The 21,229-nt window shown below is 70.2% G+C and carries 21 protein-coding genes; 18 read left to right on the forward strand and 3 right to left on the reverse strand.

Going from position 1 to position 21,229, the window contains the following annotated elements; all coding sequences use genetic code 11:
- Positions 1–363 (reverse strand): M23 family metallopeptidase (locus ACY5KJ_RS05415; RefSeq protein ID WP_462202905.1); only part of this gene is annotated, 363 nt, incomplete at its 3' end.
- A gap of 1,180 nt (positions 364–1,543) precedes the next feature.
- Here ACY5KJ_RS05415 and rpsB point away from each other — a divergent pair.
- The 14 genes from rpsB to ACY5KJ_RS05485 all read left to right on the forward strand — a co-directional run bounded on the left by rpsB (position 1,544) and on the right by ACY5KJ_RS05485 (position 16,698).
- Positions 1,544–2,413, forward strand: coding sequence for a 30S ribosomal protein S2 (gene rpsB, locus ACY5KJ_RS05420; RefSeq protein WP_462202906.1), 870 nt, complete (start codon positions 1,544–1,546; stop codon positions 2,411–2,413).
- A gap of 247 nt (positions 2,414–2,660) precedes the next feature.
- Positions 2,661–3,275, forward strand: a complete 615-nt coding sequence (gene tsf / locus ACY5KJ_RS05425) for a translation elongation factor Ts (protein WP_011437956.1) — start codon at positions 2,661–2,663, stop codon at positions 3,273–3,275.
- A gap of 349 nt (positions 3,276–3,624) precedes the next feature.
- Positions 3,625–4,182 (forward strand): ribosome recycling factor, encoded by a 558-nt coding sequence (gene frr, locus ACY5KJ_RS05430; protein WP_462185789.1) that lies wholly within the window; start codon positions 3,625–3,627, stop codon positions 4,180–4,182.
- Positions 4,183–4,461: 279 nt separating this feature from the next.
- Positions 4,462–5,283 (forward strand): phosphatidate cytidylyltransferase, encoded by an 822-nt coding sequence (locus ACY5KJ_RS05435; protein WP_462202907.1) that lies wholly within the window; start codon positions 4,462–4,464, stop codon positions 5,281–5,283.
- 101 nt (positions 5,284–5,384) lie between these two features.
- Positions 5,385–6,668, forward strand: a complete 1,284-nt coding sequence (gene rlmN, locus ACY5KJ_RS05440; protein ID WP_462185787.1) for a dual-specificity RNA methyltransferase RlmN — start codon at positions 5,385–5,387, stop codon at positions 6,666–6,668.
- The gene (locus tag ACY5KJ_RS05445) at positions 6,649–7,977 is read left to right on the forward strand and encodes a CE1 family esterase (protein ID WP_462202908.1); all 1,329 of its coding nucleotides are present in this window, start codon (positions 6,649–6,651) and stop codon (positions 7,975–7,977) included. The genes rlmN and ACY5KJ_RS05445 overlap by 20 nt, the downstream gene beginning before the upstream one ends.
- Before the next feature lie 206 nt (positions 7,978–8,183).
- Positions 8,184–9,419, forward strand: coding sequence for a 1-deoxy-D-xylulose-5-phosphate reductoisomerase (gene dxr / locus ACY5KJ_RS05450; protein WP_462185785.1), 1,236 nt, complete (start codon positions 8,184–8,186; stop codon positions 9,417–9,419).
- A gap of 31 nt (positions 9,420–9,450) precedes the next feature.
- Positions 9,451–10,635, forward strand: a complete 1,185-nt coding sequence (locus tag ACY5KJ_RS05455; protein ID WP_462202909.1) for a M50 family metallopeptidase — start codon at positions 9,451–9,453, stop codon at positions 10,633–10,635.
- Between the two features lie 109 nt (positions 10,636–10,744).
- Positions 10,745–11,899 carry a flavodoxin-dependent (E)-4-hydroxy-3-methylbut-2-enyl-diphosphate synthase gene (ispG, locus tag ACY5KJ_RS05460; protein ID WP_462185783.1) on the forward strand — a complete coding sequence of 385 codons (1,155 nt, stop codon included), beginning with the start codon at positions 10,745–10,747 and terminating at the stop codon, positions 11,897–11,899.
- A 13-nt stretch (positions 11,900–11,912) separates the two neighbouring features.
- Positions 11,913–12,764: a GNAT family N-acetyltransferase gene (locus ACY5KJ_RS05465; protein WP_462185782.1), complete on the forward strand. Its 852-nt coding sequence runs from the start codon at positions 11,913–11,915 to the stop codon at positions 12,762–12,764.
- Positions 12,765–13,018: 254 nt separating this feature from the next.
- Positions 13,019–14,092, forward strand: coding sequence for an ABC transporter substrate-binding protein (locus ACY5KJ_RS05470; protein WP_462202910.1), 1,074 nt, complete (start codon positions 13,019–13,021; stop codon positions 14,090–14,092).
- 160 nt (positions 14,093–14,252) lie between these two features.
- Positions 14,253–15,014 (forward strand): ABC transporter ATP-binding protein, encoded by a 762-nt coding sequence (locus ACY5KJ_RS05475; protein ID WP_462185780.1) that lies wholly within the window; start codon positions 14,253–14,255, stop codon positions 15,012–15,014.
- Positions 15,004–16,071 (forward strand): ABC transporter permease, encoded by a 1,068-nt coding sequence (locus tag ACY5KJ_RS05480; protein ID WP_462202911.1) that lies wholly within the window; start codon positions 15,004–15,006, stop codon positions 16,069–16,071. The genes ACY5KJ_RS05475 and ACY5KJ_RS05480 overlap by 11 nt, the downstream gene beginning before the upstream one ends.
- A 171-nt stretch (positions 16,072–16,242) precedes the next feature.
- Positions 16,243–16,698 (forward strand): RrF2 family transcriptional regulator, encoded by a 456-nt coding sequence (locus ACY5KJ_RS05485; RefSeq protein WP_462185778.1) that lies wholly within the window; start codon positions 16,243–16,245, stop codon positions 16,696–16,698.
- Between the two features lie 49 nt (positions 16,699–16,747).
- Here the strand turns inward: ACY5KJ_RS05485 and ACY5KJ_RS05490 are convergent, their stop codons facing one another.
- Together ACY5KJ_RS05490 and ACY5KJ_RS05495 are read right to left on the reverse strand one after the other, a co-directional pair.
- Positions 16,748–17,272 (reverse strand): DUF4439 domain-containing protein, encoded by a 525-nt coding sequence (locus ACY5KJ_RS05490; protein ID WP_462185777.1) that lies wholly within the window; start codon positions 17,270–17,272, stop codon positions 16,748–16,750.
- A complete protein-coding gene (locus ACY5KJ_RS05495; RefSeq protein ID WP_462202912.1) occupies positions 17,269–17,883 on the reverse strand; it encodes a hypothetical protein in 615 nt (204 codons plus the stop codon). Before ACY5KJ_RS05495 ends, ACY5KJ_RS05490 begins: the two co-directional genes overlap by 4 nt.
- Before the next feature lie 339 nt (positions 17,884–18,222).
- Between ACY5KJ_RS05495 and rimP the strand changes: the two genes are divergently transcribed.
- The 4 genes from rimP to ACY5KJ_RS05515 all read left to right on the forward strand — a co-directional run.
- Complete coding sequence (gene rimP, locus ACY5KJ_RS05500) at positions 18,223–18,999, forward strand: ribosome maturation factor RimP (protein ID WP_462185775.1); 777 nt, start codon at positions 18,223–18,225, stop codon at positions 18,997–18,999.
- Positions 18,996–20,093 (forward strand): transcription termination factor NusA, encoded by a 1,098-nt coding sequence (nusA, locus tag ACY5KJ_RS05505; protein WP_462185774.1) that lies wholly within the window; start codon positions 18,996–18,998, stop codon positions 20,091–20,093. The genes rimP and nusA overlap by 4 nt, the downstream gene beginning before the upstream one ends.
- 7 nt (positions 20,094–20,100) lie before the next feature.
- The gene (locus tag ACY5KJ_RS05510) at positions 20,101–20,370 is read left to right on the forward strand and encodes a YlxR family protein (RefSeq protein ID WP_462185773.1); all 270 of its coding nucleotides are present in this window, start codon (positions 20,101–20,103) and stop codon (positions 20,368–20,370) included.
- Positions 20,371–20,664: 294 nt separating this feature from the next.
- Positions 20,665–21,229: translation initiation factor IF-2 N-terminal domain-containing protein (locus ACY5KJ_RS05515; RefSeq protein ID WP_462202913.1), on the forward strand; the 565-nt coding region annotated here is incomplete at its 3' end.

The following is a 21,229-nucleotide window of genomic DNA, read 5'->3' on the forward strand; positions in this document are numbered from 1 at the left end:
GGGCAGGAGGCGGGGCGGAGTTCTGCGGAAGAACAGCAGAGGATTGAGGTAGTCCGTCCGGCGCAGAAGCCCCCAGTGCAGGCATGCGGCCACCGGACAGCCTGGATGGCCATCGCTCATCCAGCCGAGCAGGTCCCCGGCTCGGACCGCGGTTCCGGGGCTGATCGCCGGCGTCAGTGGTTCGTAGGTCGTGCGGAGGTCGCCATGCGTGACGGTGACGATGCCGCGGTTCGCCACGGACCCGGCGAAACTCACCACCCCGTCGGCTGCGGCGAGAACCGGGGCGGCCGGAGAGGCTTTGAGGTCGATTCCGCGATGACCCGGTCCGTAGGGCGAAAGCGGGCGTTCGAAACCGCGGCTCACCGTGACGGCCCCCGACAACGGCCATCGCAGAGCCCGGACCCTGCCGCCGTGGGCCGGCGGTGCCGCGGAGTTCTCCGGTCTGACGTCGCCGGGTGGCGGGTCCGGGTGCTCGTCCCCTTCTCCGCCGCCCGGCGGGCCGGCGGCCGGCGGGGTCACGGCCGGCCGCGTTCGTTCCCCGGCTCGGCGGTCCGCCGGCCGGGGAGATCGTGGGGCGGAGGGAGGCCGGACGGTGGGAGTCGCCGGTCGTCGAGATGACGAGGTTGCCTTCGGCGAGGGGGCGCGAGGCGAGGGGGCCGGATGCGCCGCCGGCGTCGACCGCGCTGTGGACGGAGCAGGTGTCGTCGAGGGTTCCGCCGACGTGCCGGGGGTGAGCCTGAGAGGAGGTGGGACCGGGGTCCTCACCACGGCCCGAACCTGGCTGACCCCCAGGGCCTGCTCGATGACGTCGTGGCGGGGCGCGGTACCGAACCCGTCACCGGGGCCGAGCCCACCGGCGGAGTCGGTCGCACCGGACGGGGCGGACCGCCCGGGCTCGGACAAGGGCTCGGACAAGGCGGTGGTGCTCCGTTGCGGATCACGTGCGGCCAGGACGAGGCGTGGCCCGTCGGCGTGCGGCTTGATCGGCATCGTAGTGGGCCGTCCCAGGGCGATCAGGATGGCGACCGCCGGGATGACGAGCCAGAGCGGGTCGAAGCGTGGCAAAGGGGGCATGACGGTGACACCTCCGGGTCCGGGGGAGGCGCGGCGGCCGGACCCGGTCCAGGTCCGCTCGTCCGGCCGCCGCTGTGCCGATCCGAGGGGGGAGCGGACCGGCCTCGTCCACGGTGCGGCGTTTTGATGCCGTTGGGTAGACCGGCCGTGTGATCTGTGGATAACTCCCGCCGCATGCTGTCGGTGCCCGCGCTCTGTGGACATCGCCGGCCGGTCCGTTGATCCGATCCGATGTGGTCGCCCGATGGATCCTCGTACCCGGCAGGTATCATCGCTCGCAGGGCCCGTCCACCGGGCCCAGTTCGCACGCCCACTTCCGATGATCCGGATCGGATCATCGGAAGGGTCTCCTCGGTCCGCCGCACAGCGACGGCCACGACCAATCGGGCGTCAGGGGCTGCCGTCGTCAGATGGCGCCGTCACAACCGAGGCGTCCCGGCCCAGGCCGGGCGGGAAGGAGCGACGTCCGATGGCCGTCGTCACCATGAAGCAGCTGCTGGAGAGCGGTGTGCACTTCGGGCACCAGACCAAGCGCTGGAATCCGAAGATGAAGCGGTACATCTTCACCGAACGTAACGGCATTTACATCATCGACCTGCAGCAGACGCTGTCCTACATCGACCGCGCCTACGACTTCGTCAAGGAGACCGTGGCGCACGGTGGGACGGTCCTGTTCATCGGGACGAAGAAGCAGGCCCAGGAGGCAATCGAGGAACATGCGGCCCGGGTCGGGATGCCGTACGTCAAGGAGCGGTGGCTCGGTGGCATGCTGACCAACTTCTCCACGGTCTACAAGCGTCTTCAGCGGCTCAAGGAGCTCGAGGAGATCGAGGTGACCGGCGGCACCGAGGTGCGCACGAAGAAGGAACAGCTCGTGCTGACCCGGGAGAAGGTCAAGCTCGAGCGCACCCTCGGCGGTATCCGCGACATGAGCCGGGTGCCGAGCGCGGTGTGGGTCGTCGACACGAAGAAGGAGCACATCGCCGTCGGTGAGGCCCGCAAGCTCGGCATTCCCGTCGTGGCGATTCTCGACACGAACTGCGACCCGGACGAGGTCGATTACCCGATCCCCGGCAACGACGACGCGATCCGCAGCGCTGCGCTGCTCACCCGGGTGGTCGCCGATGCGGTCGCGGACGGTCTGATGGCCCGTGCGGGCGCCTCGAGCTCTGCCGATGCCAAGCCCGAGCAGTCTGCGGGTGAGGAGCCGCTCGCCGAGTGGGAGCAGGCACTGCTGCGTGGTGAGGCACCTGTCGAGGCCCCGGGTGCGGTGGAGCCGGCGACGGCGGGGCCCGCGGACGGGACACGACCGGACGCCGCGGTCGGCACCACGGTCTGACCCGCTACCGCGTCTCATTCGCCCGCGGTGATGGCGATCGACCAGCGGTGACATCGTGTGAGGAGGACGGTGGTTCCCCGAGTCGGGTCGGGGACCACCGCTCCCGAATGTCAGGCCTGGTTCCGGTGGTCGGACCCGGGCCCCGGGCCGCTCGGGTGGGCGCTCCCGCGACGCCCGAAGGGCACCGCGGGGCCGGGACCGGTAGAACTACGACAGCATCCAGACCCACACCGACGAGAAGAGCACCATGGCAGAGATTTCAGTCGCTGACATCCGGAAGCTCCGGGAGCTCACCGGCGCTGGGATGAGCGACGTCAAGAAGGCGCTGGTCGACAACGCCGGGGACTTCGAGAAGGCCAAGTCCTGGCTGCGGGAGAAGGGCAAGGCACAGGTCGCCAAGCGTGCGGCACGCAGCGCCGCCAACGGCCTGGTCGAGTCCTACCTGCACCGGACCGACCCGCAGCTCCCGCCTACCCTCGGCGTGCTCGTCGAGCTTCGCTGCGAGACGGACTTCGTGGCCAAGACCGAGGACTTCAAGCAACTCGCCCGCGATCTCGCGCAGCACATCGCCGCGGCGGACCCGCTGTATGTCACCGCCGAGCAGATCCCGAACGAGGTCCTCGAGGCGGAGCGAAAGATCTACGAGGCCGCGGCCCGCGAGGAGGGCAAGCCCGAGCAGGCGATCGCGAAGATTGTTGAAGGACGTGTCAACGGGTATGTGAAGAGTAGCGTGCTGCTTGACCAGCCATGGGTGAAGGACGGCAAGGTGACCATCCGAGCTCTGCTTGACCAGGCCGGCGCGTCGCTGGGTGAGAAGATCGAGGTCGGTCGGTTCTCCCGGTTCAACATCCGCCAGGCCTGAGCGTCGTCGGATCGCCGGCTCCCTGATCGGGCGGCCGGCGGCTCCGAGGCTTCTCGGTGGGTGCGGTGGTCCGGCACGCCACCGGGATCGGGATGGCCACGCCTCGAGATGACAAGGTGATGCTTCCCGGCCCGGTCGGCGTGCCGTGTCGGCCCAGGTCAGCGGGGACGCCGTGGTAAGGCACACTGCATGCGGCGGCTGTGCGATCTCGGTCAGGCGAATCCGGGACCGGGCGGGACGGCTTCGCCCCTGGGACGACGAACTCGGCTGCGCTCGGCCGAACTGCGATGATAACAGGACCGGCGCCCGGTGGACGCCGGCGGACCAGGAACAGACGGAAGGAAATGCGGTGATCGACGACACGCTTCTCGAGGCCGAGGAGAAGATGGAGAAGGCGGTCTCGGTCGCCAAGGAGGACTTCGCGAACATCCGCACGGGGCGTATCACTCCCGCGGTCTTCTCCAAGATCCTGGTGGATTACTACGGCGCTCCGACACCGGTGCAGCAGCTCGCGTCGTTCCACATCCCGGAGCCGCGTATGGTGATCATCACGCCTTACGACAAGTCGTCTCTGGGGGCGATCGAGAAGGCTGTGCGCGATTCCGATCTCGGGGTCAACCCGAGCAACGACGGCACCATCATCCGGTGTGTTTTTCCGGAGCTGTCCGAGCAACGGCGTCGCGATCTTGTCAAGGTAGCTCGGACCAAGGCCGAGGAAGCCCGGGTGAGCATCCGCAACGTCCGACGTCACGCCAAGGACACGATCGATCGGATCGTGCGGGACGGCGATGCCGGCGAGGACGAGGGCCGGCGGGGTGAGAAGGATCTCGACGAGGCAACCCACCGATACGTCGGGCAGGTGGATGAACTTCTTCGGCTCAAGGAATCGGATCTTCTCTCGGTTTGATCATTCCTGCGTCCGTTCTCGATGCCGGCCGCCTGCTCCGATGTTCGATTCCCATGGTTTCGGAATCGTCTGGACGGTCCCCGGATCCGCGCATGACGCGTGCGCGATGCGGCGGTCGCTGCCCACGGCCGGGCGGCCATGACGACTGTCGACGGCCGCGCGGTGGCTGAGTCCGGGCCGTCCGGGTCATCCGCGCCGCCGGGATCCTCGCATGGGCCCGGTAATCCGCTTGAGTCCGGTAATCCCCGCGGGCCCGGTAATCACGGTCGGCCCGCCGGGATGGTGCCCCGGCCCTCACGTGCCGGCCGCAACCTGCCGGCCGCCATCGGTGTCGGCATCCTTCTCGGTGCCGTCATCCTCGTTCCGCTGTTCACCCTGCGGGTAATCTTTGTCGGGGTGATCAGTGTCGCGATGGCCCTGGGCACCCACGAGGTGGTCCGCGCGATCCGACTGACGCAGGTACGGGTTCCCCTGCTTCCCCTGGTTGCCGGGGCGGCGGCCATGCCGGTCGTCGCGTACGTCGATGGGACCACCGGCCTGCTGCTGACTCTCGCCGGCACCATCGGCGTGGCGGCGCTGGTCCGTGCTTTCGGGCCGTCCACGGGTCTGCTCCGCGACGTCGCCGGCGCCGCCTTCGTGGCCGGCTACATCGGCTTTCCGGCTGGCTTCGCCGCGCTGCTCACCGAACCCTCCGATGGTCGCTGGCGAGTCGTCGCCTTTCTGGGAACGGTGGTGGCCAGCGACGTCGGTGGTTACACGGCCGGTGTCCTCTCCGGCGGTCGGCACAAGATGGCCCCTACCGTCTCCCCGGGGAAGTCGTGGGAGGGATTCGTCGGTTCGGCGGTGACCTGTGTGATCGTCGCCGGGATCGTGCTGGCCTGGCCGCTGGGGGCCGAGGCCTGGCAGGGCGTTCTGCTCGGGCTGGCGGTCGCGTGTACCGCGACGATCGGCGACCTGGGTGAGTCCCTGCTCAAGCGCGACATCGGCATCAAGGACATGAGCAGTCTGCTGCCCGGCCATGGTGGCCTGATGGACCGCTTGGACTCGTTGTTGTGCACCGCCCCGGTCGCCTGGCTTCTGATCACTTCCTTCCTGAACTGATCGGAACCGGGTTCAGCCGACAGGTCTCGCCTCTCGTGGGTCCCTTCGGACAGATCCGTGCATTCGTCTCGGTCGCGGTCACCTGGCAGACTGGATCCGCGATGACTGCCACGACCGCCGAATCCGGACGTCCGGACCAGCCCTCACCTGCCGAGGCGGGCTGGCCCGTGCGGCTGACGCTCACCCGGCGAGCGGGCCGAGTGCCGCGCCACCTCGCCGACCTGACCCGTCAGGAACGACGTGACGTCGCGGTGTCGCTGGGGCAGCCGGCCTTCCGCGCCGATCAGGTGGCCCGGCACTATTATGCCCGGTTGATCGCCGCCGATGAGCCCGAGGCGATGACCGACCTGCCGGAGCGGGACCGCCAGCCGCTCCTCGACGCCCTGCTGCCGAGGCTGCTCGTCCCGGTGCGGACGCTGAGCTGCGACGACGGTCTGACCCGCAAGACGGCGTGGCGGACCGTGGACGGCGCATCTCTCGAGTCTGTGATCATGAGATATCCGGATCGCGCGACGGTCTGTGTGTCGAGCCAGGCGGGCTGCGGCATGGGCTGCCCGTTCTGCGCCACCGGTCAGGGCGGGCTGACCCGCAACCTGTCGACCGCGGAGATCGTCGAACAGGTCGTGCACGCCGCCCGGGTTCTTCAGCGCCGTGAGCTCGCGGGCGGCGCGACCAGGTTGTCGAACGTGGTCTTCATGGGGATGGGCGAGCCGCTGGCGAACTACGCCGCGGTGATTGTCGCGCTACGCCGCCTCACCGCTCACCCCCCCGACGGGCTGGGCCTGTCGGCGCGCGGCCTGACGGTCAGCACTGTCGGCCTCGTTCCGGCGATCCGTCGCCTCGCCGGAGAGGGCCTGCCGGTGACTCTGGCGGTGTCCCTGCACGCCCCGGACGACGTTCTGCGGAACGAACTCGTCCCCATCAACACCCGTTGGCCGGTGGCCGAGGTGCTCGCGGCCGCCTGGGAGTACGCCGAGGTGACCGGCAGACGGGTAAGCGTCGAGTACGCGCTGATCGATGGGGTCAACGATGACGTGGAACGCGCCGACGCCCTCGCGGACCTGCTCGTAGGCCGGCTCGCGCATGTGAACCTCATTCCGTTGAATCCAACCGGTGGATCCTCATGGCGCGCCAGCGTCCCGGCCGGCCAGCGCGCGTTCGCCCGCCGGCTCCGTGACCGCGGCATCGTGACGACGGTGCGCGACACCCGGGGCCGGGAGATCGCGGCAGCCTGCGGACAGCTTGCGGCCGAGCCGGCCGGGAAGCCGGAGCGGACGGACCAGCCGGAGCGGACAGACCAGCCGGAGCAGGTCGGATCCGACCGTCCCGCCGAGTTCGGTGGCGCGGGGAGCGCGACGTCTGACGGTGACCGTGTCCTTCGGTAGTCCGACGAGCCGACGCCGGGGGGCCTCCCGCCCGGATATCCGGGCGACGAACACCGTATGGCTGCCGATCACGGCCGCTGCCGGGGTGTTGCTGCTGCTCCTGTGGTACGCGATGTCCCAGGAACCGGGGCCGGCGAAGACCTCGGCGACCCAGGCCGCTCTCGGGGCGTCCGGCGGCCGTGCCGCCGGTGCCGCCGTGGCGTCGGCCATACCGTTGCCCACGGTCCCACCACCCCCCGAGAGCGGCTGCGTCACCGGGAAGACCCTGCCGTCCGGGATCGGTACCCGCACGCTGCGGGTGGGAGGAACCGAGCGCGGCTACGTCCTCGCCGTACCGACCGCGGGTCCTCGGGTCAGGCCACTACCGCTGATCTTCAATTTCCATGATCTGAACCAGGCGCCGGAAGATCTGGAAGCGTACACGCGGCTCGCCGATCAGGGGACGAAGGCGGGCTTCGTGGTCGCCGCCCCGATCGGGATGCAGGGGCGGTGGAACTTCACCAGATCGAAGGCGGTGGGACCCGACGACGTGCTCTTCGTCGGCGCGCTGCTCAACGACCTCGTCGGTCAGATGTGCCTGGAGGCGGGACGCGTCTTCGCCGTGGGCTACGCGGACGGCGCGAACATGGTGCTCACGCTGGCCTGCGCGCTGCCGGGCCGTCTTGCGGCGGCGGTGACCGTCGGGTCGAGCGTGCTGCCCGGCTCCTGCGCCAAGCCCGCCACCAACGTCCTGGAGATCCATGGGACCTCGGACCAGATCGCGCCGTATGCCGGCGGAGGCGCTTCGCGGCCGGCCCCCTTCACCGGAGTCGTCGCTCAGCCCGTGGAGGACCGGCTCGCCCGGTACGCCTCCGCTCTGGGCTGCAGCGGAGCCCGCCAGACCTCCCGGGACACGGCTGCCTGGCAGCGCACCGTGTGGAGCGGCTGCCCAGCCGGCCATGACGTCGGGCTGTTGGCCATGCAGGGCGCGGGGCACACCTGGCCGGGGGCGCAGGCACGTCCGGCGCTGGGTCCGACCTCCGTCAGCCTGAGTGCCACCATCGTGGCGTTGACCTATTTCGGTTACACGCCTACGTCCGCGACGAGTGGCCTGCCCGGCCCTGCCGTCTCCGCCGGTCCCGCCAGCCCGGGCGTCGCCACCAGTCCGACTCCCGCGGCACCGGCGGCTGGATCCTCTGGACCCGCCGCATCCTCCGGACCCGCCACCACGTCGGCGTCGTCCGCCTCCCCGGATGCCACCCCCGGTGCCGAACCGTCCGGGCAGCCGGCAACCGGCGCCACACCTTCTTCCTCGCCCGGCCGGGGATGAGCAGACGTCGGAGCCGTCGTCGACGTGACCGACCGGGCCGACGTGTCACCCGGATCGGGGTGGCCGATCGGGGTGGGCGGCGACCGCAAAGTCCTGCCCACCAGACCTGACGAAACGTAGTTGTCACCGGACCCATTGCGCATCTTCGGGTGGCACCTGTCATGAACCGAACAGGGCGGTGCCGAGCGGTCGGTGGGCCTGAGAGAATGGGTGACGTGGTGGAGGCTTCGATCCTGCGTGAGGTTGTCCTGCTCGGGTCCACCGGTTCGATCGGAACCCAGGCGATAGATGTCGTACGCCGCAACCCGCAGCGGTTCCGGGTGGTGGCGTTGATGGGCGGCGGGTCCCGGGTGGACCTGCTCGCCGCTCAGGCACTGGACCTCGGCGTCCAGGCCGTGGGAGTGGCGGCGGCCTCGGCCGCTCAGGACCTCCAGTTGGCCTTCTTCGCCGAGGCGCCGCGGCGGGGCTACCGTCGGGGTGAGTTCCCCGTGCCAAAGATTCTCGCCGGTCCCGACGCCGCGAGCGAGATCGCGGCGTGGCCGTGCGACATCGTCCTCAACGGCATCACCGGCTCGGTCGGGTTGGCCCCGACGCTCGCGGCGCTGGCCGCCGGCCGGACGGTGGCGTTGGCGAACAAGGAATCGCTGGTCGCCGGGGGGCCGTTGGTGCTCGACGCGCTCGGTGGCGACCCCGACCGCCTGGTGCCGGTGGATTCCGAGCACTCCGCACTGGCGCAGTGCCTGCGGGGCGGGCGACGGGACGAGGTACGCAAGCTGGTGCTGACCGCCAGCGGAGGTCCCTTCCGCGGGCGCCGCCGCGACGAGCTTGCCGCCGTTACCCCGGAGCAGGCGTTGGCCCATCCCACCTGGGACATGGGACCCCTGGTGACGATCAACTCGGCGACCCTGATGAACAAGGGGCTCGAGCTGATCGAGGCGCACCTGTTCTTCGGGGTTCCCTACGACGACATCGAGGTCGTCGTGCACCCCCAGTCGTTGGTGCACTCGATGGTCGAGTTCACCGACGGCTCGACGATCGCTCAGGTCTCCCCGCCGGACATGCGGCTGCCCATCGCGCTGGCGCTCGGCTGGCCGGACCGGGTGGCGCAGGCGCAGCCGCCGATGGACTGGTCGCGGGCGCAGGCGCTCACCTTCGAACCGCTGGACGAGGTGGCGTTCCCGGCGGTGGAGCTTGCCCGCATGGCCGGGCGGCGCGGCGGCACCGCCCCCGCGGTCTTCAACGCCGCGAACGAGGAGGCGGTGGCCGCCTTCCTCGCCGGGCGGCTGCCCTTCATCCGTATTGTCGACCTGGTGGCCGAGGTCATCGCCGAGCACGAAGTGATCGATCATCCCAGCGTGGAGGAGGTGTTCGCCACCGAACGGGCCGCGCGGGCGGCGGCCGGGCGGCTGATCCGGCGCGAGACCGAACGGGACATGGTGTGAGTCGCCCCCCCGGCGCCGAGAGGGCGGTCTGATGGAGCTTCTCGGCATTGTGGCGTTCGCACTGGCCCTGCTGGTGTCGGTCGTCGCGCACGAGGCCGGGCATTTCGTGACGGCCCGGCACTACGGTATGAAGGCCTCCAAGTTCTTCGTCGGTTTCGGGCCGACTATCTGGTCCTGGCGGCGGGGGGAGACCGAGTACGGCATCAAGGCCATTCCGGCCGGCGGTTTCGTCAAGATCGAGGGGATGACTCCGCTCGAGGAGATCGATCTGGCCGATGAACCCCGCGCCTTCCACAATGCGCGGGCGCGAGCCCGGCTCGTGGTCATGTCGGCTGGTTCTTTCGTGCATTTCGTCATCGCCATCGTGTTGGTCTACGGAGTGCTTGTTGTCCTGGGCACGACCACGATCAGCGAGTCGAGGGTCGGCGCGACGAGCTGCGTCGCCACGACCGCGACCTGTTCCGGACCGGGGCCGGCCGCGGCGGCCGGTCTGCGGCCGGGCGACCGGATCGTCAGCTTCGGCGGAGTTCCGGTCACGACTTGGGCGCAGTTCACCCGGCAGGTGCGTGCGCACGGAGCGGGGCCTGCGGTGATGGTCGTCGAACGGGACGGCCGCACCCTCACCCTCACGCCGAACCTGGTGGAGGGCAGGCGCGATCGGGAGACCGGGCAGGCGGGCGACGACCGGGTCGGCGCCTTGGGCGTCAGACCGGGAACCGAGACAGTGCACTACAACCCGATCGAAGCCGTGCCCCGCACCTTCGATGTCATCGGGTCCGGGTTCACCGGTATGTATGAGACGCTGACCCGCCGGATCGGTGATATCGCTAATATCTTCAGCGACAACCGCGACCCCCAGGGTTTCATCAGCGTGGTGGGAGCGGCGCGTATCGGCGGTGATGTGGTCTCGGCCGAGGGCAGTTCGGCCGTGGACCGGGTGCGGAATCTTCTCATTCTGGTCGCCGCGATCAATCTCGCGGTCGGAATTTTTAACCTGTTGCCCCTACTCCCGTTGGACGGCGGTCATATTGCCGTGCTGGGCTTCGAGCAGGCCCGGCATGGCCTACGCAGGCTCCGGGGTTATCGCGGTCCGGTACAGAAGGTGGATTTCGCCAAACTGTTACCAGCCACGTACGCCACGGTCGTCGTACTGCTCGGGTTCAGTCTGCTTGTCCTGTCCGCCGACATTGTCAATCCCATTCGCCTGAATCAGTAATTCCGTATGAACATGCGCGACGGTGTGCCATTCTGCCCTGCCTCCTGCAGCCGACAGGCCGAGTCAGTCGCACGTCGATCTTCGTCTCCGATTCGCCAGTGAGGACAACGTGACCGTAACTCTGGGCATGCCAACCGCTCCGGCCCGTCCGCTCGGCACGCGGCGGCACAGCCGGCAGATCCACGTGGGCAACGTCCCGGTCGGGGGTGACGCTCCGGTCTCCGTTCAGTCGATGTGCACCACGTTGACGTCAGACGTCAACGCCACGCTGCAGCAGATCGCACAGCTGACAGCGTCGGGATGCCAGATCGTCCGGGTCGCGGTGCCAAGCCAAGACGACGCTGGTGCCCTCGCCGCGATCGCCCGCAAATCCCCGATCCCGGTGATTGCCGATATCCACTTCCAGCCCAAGTACGTCTTCGCCGCGATCGACGCGGGCTGCGCCGCGGTCCGGGTCAACCCCGGCAACATCAAGGCTTTTGACGACAAGGTCGGGGAGATTGCTCGCGCGGCGAAGGCCGCCGGCGTTCCGATCCGGATCGGGGTCAACGCGGGTTCGCTCGACAAGCGGCTGTTGGCGAAGTACGGCAAGGCCACGCCGGAGGCGCTGACGGAGTCGGCCCTGTGGGAATGCTCGCTGTTCGAGGAGCACGACTTCCGCGACATCAAGATCTCGGTGAAGCACCACGACCCGGTCGTCATGATCCAGGCGTACCGGCTGCTCGCCCAGGCCTGCGACTACCCGCTGCACCTCGGTGTCACCGAGGCCGGGCCGTCCTTCCAGGGCACGGTCAAGTCCGCGGTCGCCTTCGGGGCCCTGCTCGCCGAGGGAATCGGTGACACGATCAGAGTGTCGCTGTCGGCACCGCCGGTCGAGGAGGTGAAGGTCGGCACCGCGATCCTGGAGTCCCTGGGACTTCGGCAGCGTAAACTCGAGATCGTATCCTGCCCCTCCTGCGGTCGGGCTCAGGTTGACGTCTACACCCTTGCCAATCAGGTCAGCGCCGGTCTCGAGGGCATGGAGGTCCCGTTGCGCGTCGCCGTCATGGGCTGCGTCGTGAACGGGCCGGGCGAGGCCAGGGAGGCCGATCTCGGCGTCGCCTCCGGGAACGGCAAGGGTCAGATCTTCGTCCGAGGTGAGGTCGTGAAGACCGTTCCGGAGGCACAGATCGTGGAAACCCTCATTGAGGAAGCCATGCGGCTGGCCGAGGAGATGGCGGCGGACGGCACCCCGTCCGGCGAACCCTCGGTTTCCGTGGGTTAACCGGTTCGACCGGATGGGCCTACCTCTGCGGTCCGCGCCGCCCTGTCTGCTTGACGACAGGGATCTTCCGGCCGTCCGCGAGCTCTTGGCCCGCAACCCGGTCGCCGATGTGTTCGTCGCATCTCGGGTCGAGGCTGCGGGGCTCGACCCGTGGCGTCTCGGCGCCGAGATGTGGGGGCACACCGTGGATGGCTGCCTGGTCGCTCTGTGTTATTCCGGCGCCAACCTCTGGCCCGTGGCGGCAGGCCCCACCTCGGTGAGACTGTTCGCCGAGCGGGCTCGCCGGCAGGGACGGCGCTGCTCGTCCATCGTCGGCGTCTCCTCCTCGGTGACGGCGATGTGGAAGCATCTGGAGCCGACCTGGGGGCGGGCCCGGGAGGTACGGGCCGACCAGCCCCTGCTCGTGATCGACCGCCCGCCGCGGGTCGCCCCAGATCCGGCGGTGCGCCCGGTGCGCCCGGACGAGCTGGACGTCATCCTGCCGGCCTGCATCGCCATGTTCACCGAGGAGATCGGGGTGTCCCCGGTGCTCGCTGACGGCGGTGCCCTTTACCGCGCCCGCGTCGCCGAGTTCGTCGGTCAGCGGCGTTCCTTCGCCCACATCGCCGACGGCCGGGTGCTGTTCAAGGCCGAGATCGGCGCCGTCGCGGGCGACGTCTGCCAGATCCAGGGCGTCTGGGTCGACCCGGCGCTGCGTGGGCGCGGCCTTGGCGTCGCGGGAACCGCGAGTGTGGTCGCGCTGGCGCGGTCCGCCTTCGCCCCACTGGTCAGCCTGTACGTCAACGACTTCAACCATGCCGCCCGCCGGGTCTACGACCGGGTGGGCTTCCAGCGGGTCGGGACCTTCGCGTCGATCCTGTTCTGATGTTGATCTTGTCCTGAGATCGATCCCGGTCTGAGACCATCCCGGACCCGCTCCGATGGTGTCCGGGGCCTCTTTGATCCCCAGCAATGTCCGTTTTGTCGGCTGTGTGCATCTGGCCGGTCAAAGATATTGCAGAACGATGTCATCGCGATGAAGTCACATGGCCAGGATGGGCACCATCTGGCATGCTTACCATCCCGATGACTTCGATCGACATGCATGGCGCGGGCGTCAGCCTGCGTGAGGGGGTATCTATGAGACCGAGCAGACTGTGGCGTGCAGCGACGCCACTCATCGCCGCGGGGGCGCTCGTACTGGCGGTGGTGGGCTGCTCGAGTGACGACGGGGACTCCCAGACGGTCGCCTCGGACGGCCAGGTCACCGGCACCCTGCGGCTCGGGTACTTTCCGAACCTCACCCACGCGCCAGCTCTCTACGGCGTCGAGAAGGGGATCTTCGCCAAGGACCTCGGTTCTGGAGTCACGCTCAAGACGTCGACCTTCAACTCCGGCGTGCAGGAGGCGGAGGCGATTCTGTCCGGCGCCATCGATGCCGGCTATATCGGTCCCAACCCGGCGGTCAACAGCTTCATCAAGTCGCACGGGGAGGCGGTGCGGATCGTCTCCGGCGCCACCTCGGGTGGTGCGTCGCTGGTGGTCAAGCCTGAGATCACCTCCGTCGCGCAGCTCAAGGGCACCACGCTCGCCACCCCGAGCCTGGGCAACACCCAGGACGTGGCGCTGCGGTACTTCCTCAAGGAGAACGGGCTGAAGACCGACCCCCAGGGCGGGGGTGATGTCTCCATCAAGCCCCAGGACAACACCGTGACGGTGGACGCCTTCGCCAACAAGGCCATCGACGGGGCCTGGGTGCCCGAGTCGATAGCCTCCCGGCTCGTCGCCGCGGGGGGCAAGGTGCTCGTCAACGAGGCCGACGAGTGGCCGGAGACCAAGGGCCAGTTCGTCACGACGGTGCTTCTGGTGAGCACGGACTACCTGAAGAAGAACCCGGAGATCGTCCGCCGGCTCATCACGGCGAACGTGGAATCGATCAACGCGCTCAACGCCGACCGTGACGCCGGCGCGAAGGTCACCAACACGGCACTGGGCAAGCTGAGCGGCAAGCCGCTGCCCGACAAGATCCTCACCTCGGCCTGGAAGGGGCTGACCTTCACTCCGGACCCGATCGCGGCGTCCCTGTTCACCTCAGCGAAGCACCAGGAGGAGCTCGGCCTCATCGAGAACCCGAAGCTCGACGGTCTGTTCGATCTGACGGTCCTCAACGAGATCCTCGCCAAGCAGGGCAAACCGACGGTCTCCGACTCCTGACCCGCGGCACCCCCGGTAGCCGGGCCGGCTGAACCTCGGTCCGAGACCACAGGGCGACGACCAGACCGGGGTGTCGATCATCGATGCCCCGGCCTGGTCCATCCGTCCATCCGTCCGTCCATGCACACCGGCCGCATACACCGCGACGGGGGAATGAACCATGACCGCTGTACTCACCGACACCGCGCTGCGCATCCACCGCGTCAGCCGGGTCTTCGGATCCGGGCCCGCCAGCGTCAAGGCGCTCGACAACGTCTCCCTGGATGTCCGGGCGGGCGAGTTCGTCTGTCTCCTCGGTGCGTCCGGCTGTGGGAAATCGACCCTGCTCGCCCTGATCGCCGGTCTCGACCAGCCCTCCGTGGGCGTCGTTGACACCACCGGCCGGCGGGTCGGGATGATGTTCCAGGATTCGGCGTTGCTGCCCTGGCTGACGGCGGGCGGCAACGTGGAGGTGCCGCTGCGGCTGCGGGGGATCGGCAAGGCCGAGCGGCGGGACCGGGTCGAGAGCCTGCTCGCGATGGTCCGGCTGGCCGGCCTGTCCGCGAAGCGCCCCCATGAGCTGTCCGGCGGCATGCGCCAGCGGGTGAGCCTGGCCCGGGCCTTCGCGCAGGAGGCCGACATCCTGTGCATGGACGAGCCGTTCGGTGCGCTCGACGCGATGACCCGCGATCTGCTCCACGACGAACTCGAACGGATCTGGCGGGAGACGGGGGTCACCGTCATCTTCGTCACCCACGATGTGCGCGAGGCGGTCCGGCTCGGTGACCGCATCGTGCTGCTGTCCTCCCGGCCCGGCCGGGTCGTGGAGATCTTCGACGTCGATATCGACCGCCCCCGCCGGCTCGACTCCACCCACGTCTCGGAGCTCGCCACCGAGGTGACCGCGCGGCTACGCGAGGAGGTTGGCCGCCATGGCCACTGACGTCAGCGTCCCCAGCCGTAAGAGTGCCGGGCTCGGCGAGGCCGGCGAGCCCCTCGACGTCGACGTGGCCCTCGCCGGCCTCGACGCGCTGGACATCCCGACCGCGCAACGGCGGCCGTTCGCGGCCCGCGCCTGGGCGGCCACCTGGCCGAAGCTCGGCGCTCTGCTCCTGTTCCTGCTGTTCTGGCAGATCGTCGTCTGGAGCGGCTGGAAGCCCAGCTATGTGCTGCCCGGGCCGGGCGAGGCGCTGGGCGAGTTCGTCGACCAGCTGGGCAGCGGACACTTCTGGGACGCTCTGGCCCGCACCCTGGTCCGGGCCCTGGAGGGATACGCCCTCGCCGTGCTCATCGGCACCGTGGTCGGGATCGCGGTGTCCCGCTTCGGGGTCCTGCGTACCGCGGTGGGATCGTTCATCACCGCGGTGCAGACGATGCCCTCGATCGTCTGGTTCCCGCTCGCCGTCCTGCTGTTCAAGCTCAGCGAGTCCGCGATCATGTTCGTGGTGGTGCTCGGGGCGGCGCCGTCGGTGGCCAACGGCGTCATCTACGGCGTGGACTACGTGCCGCCTCTACTGGTCCAGGTCGGCCGCAGCATGGGCGCGCGTGGCCTGTCCCTCTACCGGTACATCGTGGTACCGGCGGCCCTGCCCTCGGTGCTCGCGGGCCTGAAGCAGGGCTGGGCGTTCGCCTGGCGCAGCCTGATGGCCGGCGAGTTGCTGGTCATCGTTCCGGGGCATCCGTCCGTCGGGGCCGACCTGCAGAATGCCCGCGAACTGCTCGACACGGTCGGGGTACTGGCCTCGATGATCACGATCTTCGTGGTCGGGGTGCTCATCGATGCCGGATTCAACGCGGTGGACCAGCGGATGCGGCAGCGCCGTGGGCTGGTTGCGGAGGGTACGACGGCGGTCCGGGCGGCTCGGCGTCGCCGGGGCGGCAGCGCCGGCGGGTCCGCCGCGGCCGGTACAAAGGAGGTGGCGGCGGTCGGAGCCGCCACCACGGCCACCTCCTCCGCCGACGGCGGCACGGACGCCCCCCATCCCGAGAGGGCTGGCTGAGGAAGTTCCCGATTCCCCGGCCGGCAGGTTCGTTGGCTGGCAGGTTCGTTGGCCGGCAGGCTCGTTCGACCGAGCCGGCGGCGGGAACAGCGCCCGTTGGCGCGGGGCCGCGCCTCGCCCGCTGCCGACCCGGCCCACCCATTCGGCGAGGACCGGCGGCAGAATGGATGCATGCAGATCTCCGCTCGCGCCGACTACGCATTGCGCGCACTCCTGACGTTGGCCGCGAGCAACGGTCGGCTCGTCAAGGGCGAGGCGCTTGCCGCGGCGCAGGATCTGCCGCTGCGCTTCCTCGAGAACATCCTCACCGATCTACGCCGGGCGGGGCTGGTCCAGAGCCGCCGGGGCGCGGACGGGGGATACCAGCTGAGCCTTCCTCCCGACCGGATCACCATCGCCACGGTGATCCGGGCGACCGACGGTCCGCTCGCCAGCGTGCGAGGCCGGCGTCCCGAGGACACGAACTACGACGGCGCGGCCAAGAACCTGCAGGATGTGTGGATCGCGGTTCGGGTGAACCTGCGGCGGGTGCTGGAGGCCGTGACCCTCGCTGACGTGGCGAGTGGTCAGCTTCCGGACATCGTGACCACCCTCGGCGGCGACCCCGACGCGTGGGTCACCCGCTGACGGGAGCGGCCCGCTTCCTGGAGCGGGCCCGGCCTCCCTGGACGCCAGGTCACGTCCCCGGTAGCGCGCGGCTCGCGGCCGCCAGCGGCATGCCGGCCGCGATGCGGGCCCGCTGCGCGCGTACGGCGGTGCCGGTCAGCGCGTCCAGGGCCAGCGCACGGACGTCCCCGACGAGCACGGTGACGGCGTCGTGGGCCGCCATGGCGCAGGCGTCCTCGATCCTGGCCAGGAGGGCCAGTGCCGCCCCGATTCCCTCCGGTGCGACGGGGAGTCGATAGGCGGGCAGTGCCGGTGGCGCCTCCCCGCCGCGGGCCCGGATCGCGGTGATGAGGTCGTCGCGCAGCGCCTGGTGCGCCAGATAGCTCAGTCGTGCGAGCTCACGCGCCTGCGCCGCGGCCGGGTCGAGCGGCGCGAGGGCACCTCCCGCCGCCGCGGCGGCGTAGACGGCGGCATGCGTGGCCGTGAGCATCGTGACCAGCGCCGCGACACCCGCGGGATCCGGGTGGTCGGTTGCGGCGGTCGATTCCGTGGGGGTCGCCGACGCCGGATCGCCCGGTGGTGTGCCGGCGGTCATCCGGACACCCGGCTCGCAGAGATGGCCAGCAGCTCCGCATGCGCGGTCCCGGCGGCGCACATGCTCGCCAGCAGGGACGCGAGCGGACCGCCCGCGCGCAGGCAGTCGGTGCGGGCCGCGTTCGTCGCCGCACCCTCCATCCCGGTCAGGGAGGCGATGGTGGCGGCGCGGGCCGTGGGTGACTCGTCGACGAGCTGCGCCGTTCCCGCCGTCCCGGCGCCGTCGCGCCCGATCGTCCGGGTCGGCATGGCTGCCTGGGCCGGGGTGGCTGCCTGGGCCGGCGTGGTCGGTGCGGAGCCCGGGAACTGTTCGGCCAAGGTCCGGAGCTGGACTTCGTGATGGGCCCGCAGCGTGTCGAACAGGGGACGCAGGGACGGGTGGCGCTCGGCCGCCGTCCGGTATGCCGCGGCCAGCGCGGTCGCCCGGACGGCGGCGGCCCTCGCCGCCCGGCGGTCGTCGCCGCCCAGGCTCACTGCGGGACCGGTCCGGTTCGTCGCGACCGTGGTGCTGCACCCGGCGGCCTCGAATCCGGTAAATCCGGTGAGGGTGAGGCCGGTCAGCCCGGCGAGGACCCGTCGTCGGGAGGCGTGGGTGAGGTTCGCCGGATCCACCGTCGCAGCTTCGCACATCCCCTGCTGTCGTCCGGACCGCCGTGTGGTCCGCGCGGCCTGATCCGGTTACCCCCGGGTCGCGACGGACTCCGGTCGGGGCGGACGTAGGCTATGGATCTCACCCGGGATGCCGTTCGCCCCTGTGACGGCCCAGCCCGGCGGGACCGTCGGCGGTCGGTCCTCGTTGTTCGACGGTGCCGCAGGTCGGGTCGACGAGGGTCGCACGGCTTGATGGCGCCGGCCGAACCTGGGTATCGCCCCCGGGGGATGACAATGTGGCGGCCGGCCTACGGCGTGGGGAGCGGCGTCGTGGGTCCGGCGGATGATCAGGCATCGCGGATGCGGGAAGGGACGGTCGAAGTGGCAGGGGCGGGGGAGGCCGGCCGCGCGCGCGACCGGAGCCCATCCGGATCGGCCCGCGGGCGCGGCGGCGTTCGGACGGCGCTGCGGGCTCGGCTGGCGGCCGGCCTCGCCGACGCGGGTTTCGATCTCGAGGATGTGACGGTGGCACGGGCCGGATCGCGCAGCGTGGTGCGGGTGGTGGTGGACCGCGACGGCGGAGTCGACCTGGACGCGGCCGCGGACGCCAGCCGGCTCGCCTCCGAGCTGCTCGACGCCGCCGAGACCGACGGCCAGGGCCTGGTCGCCGGGCCTTATGTTCTCGAGGTCACCTCACCGGGCGTCGAACGGCCGCTGACCGAGCCTCGGCACTGGCGCCGCGCGATCGGCAGGCTTGTCACGGTACGTGATCGAGACGGCATCGTCCTCGCCGGGCGTGTCCTCTCCGCCGACGAATCGGGGGCGGACCTGGCGGTGGCGACGGATCCCGCGCGGCCCGGACGCCCCCCGCGCCGGCGGCTTGCGCGGGTGACCTTCGTACAGGTGGCCCGGGCTACTGTCGAGGTCGAGTTCTCGGCCGAGGCGTATGATGATCTTTCTGTCGAGTCGGTGGAGACGCCGTCTTCGTCCGCCGCGTTGGTGGAACCCGGCGAGACAGCCGATCTCGGGTCTGGGGAGCCGGGCGACGATCTTCCGGCGGCGCCGGGGAGGGAATCCAATGACGACGGCCGGGAGGCCGGCCCCCGGGGCGCGGCCGGTAAGGAGATGACCCGGTGAAGCTCGACGTGGCCGCGCTGCGCGGAATCGAGCGGGAGAAGGACATTGCCTTTGACACCTTGGTGCAGGCGATGGAGACGGCACTGCTGACGGCCTATCACCACACGGCCGGGTCCGCGCAGGACGCCCGGGTGGTGATCGACCGGACGACCGGAGATGTCTCCGTCCTCGCCCGGGAACGGGGTCCGGACGGCACCAGCCGGGAGTACGACGACACCCCGGCGGACTTCGGGCGGATCGCGACTATGACCGCTAAACAGGTGATCATGCAGCGGCTGCGCGAGGCCCAGCAGGAGGTCACCTACGGCCAGTACGCTGACCGGGAGCACGAGATCGTCTCCGGTGTGGTGCAACATCACGAACAGCGGGCCGGCTCCAGGGTCGTGCTCGTCAATCTCGGCACCGTCGAGGGTGTCCTGCCGCCGGCCGAGCAGGTTCCCGGCGAGCGGCTCGAGCACGGTGACCGGATCAAGTGTTATGTGGTGCACGTCGCGCGGGGGCAGCACGGACCCACGGTGACGTTGTCCCGCACCCATCCCGAGCTGGTGAAGGGGCTGTTCCGGCTGGAGGTGCCCGAGGTCGCCGACGGCACCGTGGAACTCGCCGCGATCGCCCGCGAGGCTGGGCATCGCAGCAAGATAGCGGTGCGGTCCCGGGTGGCCGGGGTCAACCCCAAGGGCGCGTGCATCGGGCCGATGGGCAGCCGGGTGCGTGCCGTCATGGCCGAGCTGCGGGGCGAGAAGATCGACATCGTCGACTGGTCGGCCGACCCGGCAACCTTTGTCGGGAGCGCGCTGTCCCCGGCCCGGGTGGCCCGGGTCGAGGTGACGGACCCGGCGAGCCGCTCGGCGCGGGTGGTGGTGCCCGATTACCAGCTGTCGTTGGCCATCGGTCGCGAGGGGCAGAACGCCCGGCTCGCCGCCCGGCTGACGGGGTGGCGCATCGACATCCACTCTGACACCGAGGACTCCGGCGAGGGCGGTGGGAGCGGATCCGAACGGGGCTCCGCTGGTGCGCCTCGACGATCGGGACCAGCTGCGGTACCGCGGCGATCGCCTGCCGCGGGTGGCCATTCTCGGGGCCGAGCGGGATAGACTTGCGATGGCGCGTCGTGCGGAGCCCGTTCGTACCTGTGTCGGATGTCGAAGCCGTGCGCCGAGTTCTGACCTACTGCGTATCGTTGTAGAAGGCGGCGAGCTTCTGCCGGATGCTCGTCGTCGGATGCGCGGTCGGGGTGCGTACGTGCATCCCGATCTTGCATGCCTCGATCTCGCGGAGCGTCGCAAGGCGTTCCCACGGGCATTGCGGGTGTCGGGCCCGCTCGGATCGAAGCAGGTCAGGCTGTATCTGGAGCGGCTTTGCCCGCGGTAGCCGGTCCCTCCGGGGCCGGTCCGCCGTAGTCGCGCCAGGCACAGGGAGATATCAGGCACAGGAGATACCAGGTAAAGATGGATGGAACGGGCGGACCGCGGCAGCGGGCCGGCCGGGTCAGACGGAGTGGGTACCCGCGCCAGCGGCACCCCCTCCCACAGGCGGCGCCAACAGACGTCGACAGGGAAGCAGGTCGAGACAGCGATGACCGCTCAATGAGCACCCAGCCATGATCACGACCAGCAGGTAACGAGGTCACGCGGGCACGGACCGCGGGCCGAACGAAGGAGCACCGTGGCAGGAAAGGCCCGCGTACACGAGCTCGCCAAGGAGCTTGGTGTCGACAGTAAGACCGTGCTCGCCAAGCTCAAGGATCTCGGTGAGTTCGTGAAGTCCGCTTCGTCCACTGTCGAGGCACCCGTCGTCCGCAAGTTGAAGGAAGCGTTCCCCGCCGACGGCACACCCACCTCCCCGGGCCGGACCACCGGCCGTCCGGGACCGCCGGGCAGCGGTGCCCGTCCGACCTCGCCGCCCCGTCCTGGTCTGGCGCCGCGGCCCGGTCCGCGTCCGGTTCCCGGGCGGCCTGGTCCCGCCGGCCGGTCTGGTCCAGTGACCCCGGCGCCGTCGCCCGCGTCCCCGCCGGTGCAGGCTTCCCCGGTGGAGGCCTCGCCGACGTCTGCACCCGCCGCTCCCCGTCCGGCCGCGGCCTCCGCCGTACCCGCGCCGCCGCTGCCGTCCGCCCCTTCCGGGCCGCGACCCGGGCCGAGCGCTCCGCGTCCCGGTGCACCGCAGGGCGGTGGCCGCCCGCGTCCCGGCACCCCGGTTCCTCCCTCGGGTCCCACCGCTGGCGGTCCCACCC

Source organism: Frankia sp. CcWB3, assembly GCF_977927595.1.

Excerpts from the sequence above, each read along its gene's own strand:
- rpsB (WP_462202906.1), top strand. The coding sequence starts at position 1,544 with ATGGCCGTCGTCACCATGAAGCAGCTGCTGGAGAGCGGTGTGCACTTC.
- tsf (WP_011437956.1), top strand. The coding sequence starts at position 2,661 with ATGGCAGAGATTTCAGTCGCTGACATCCGGAAGCTCCGGGAGCTCACC.
- ACY5KJ_RS05435 (WP_462202907.1), top strand. The coding sequence starts at position 4,462 with ATGGTGCCCCGGCCCTCACGTGCCGGCCGCAACCTGCCGGCCGCCATC.
- rlmN (WP_462185787.1), top strand. The coding sequence starts at position 5,385 with ATGACTGCCACGACCGCCGAATCCGGACGTCCGGACCAGCCCTCACCT.
- dxr (WP_462185785.1), top strand. The coding sequence starts at position 8,184 with ATGGGTGACGTGGTGGAGGCTTCGATCCTGCGTGAGGTTGTCCTGCTC.
- ACY5KJ_RS05455 (WP_462202909.1), top strand. The coding sequence starts at position 9,451 with ATGGAGCTTCTCGGCATTGTGGCGTTCGCACTGGCCCTGCTGGTGTCG.
- ACY5KJ_RS05465 (WP_462185782.1), top strand. The coding sequence starts at position 11,913 with ATGGGCCTACCTCTGCGGTCCGCGCCGCCCTGTCTGCTTGACGACAGG.
- ACY5KJ_RS05470 (WP_462202910.1), top strand. The coding sequence starts at position 13,019 with ATGAGACCGAGCAGACTGTGGCGTGCAGCGACGCCACTCATCGCCGCG.
- ACY5KJ_RS05475 (WP_462185780.1), top strand. The coding sequence starts at position 14,253 with ATGACCGCTGTACTCACCGACACCGCGCTGCGCATCCACCGCGTCAGC.
- ACY5KJ_RS05480 (WP_462202911.1), top strand. The coding sequence starts at position 15,004 with ATGGCCACTGACGTCAGCGTCCCCAGCCGTAAGAGTGCCGGGCTCGGC.
- ACY5KJ_RS05485 (WP_462185778.1), top strand. The coding sequence starts at position 16,243 with ATGCAGATCTCCGCTCGCGCCGACTACGCATTGCGCGCACTCCTGACG.
- ACY5KJ_RS05490 (WP_462185777.1), bottom strand. The coding sequence starts at position 17,272 with ATGACCGCCGGCACACCACCGGGCGATCCGGCGTCGGCGACCCCCACG.
- rimP (WP_462185775.1), top strand. The coding sequence starts at position 18,223 with ATGCGGGAAGGGACGGTCGAAGTGGCAGGGGCGGGGGAGGCCGGCCGC.
- ACY5KJ_RS05510 (WP_462185773.1), top strand. The coding sequence starts at position 20,101 with ATGGCGCGTCGTGCGGAGCCCGTTCGTACCTGTGTCGGATGTCGAAGC.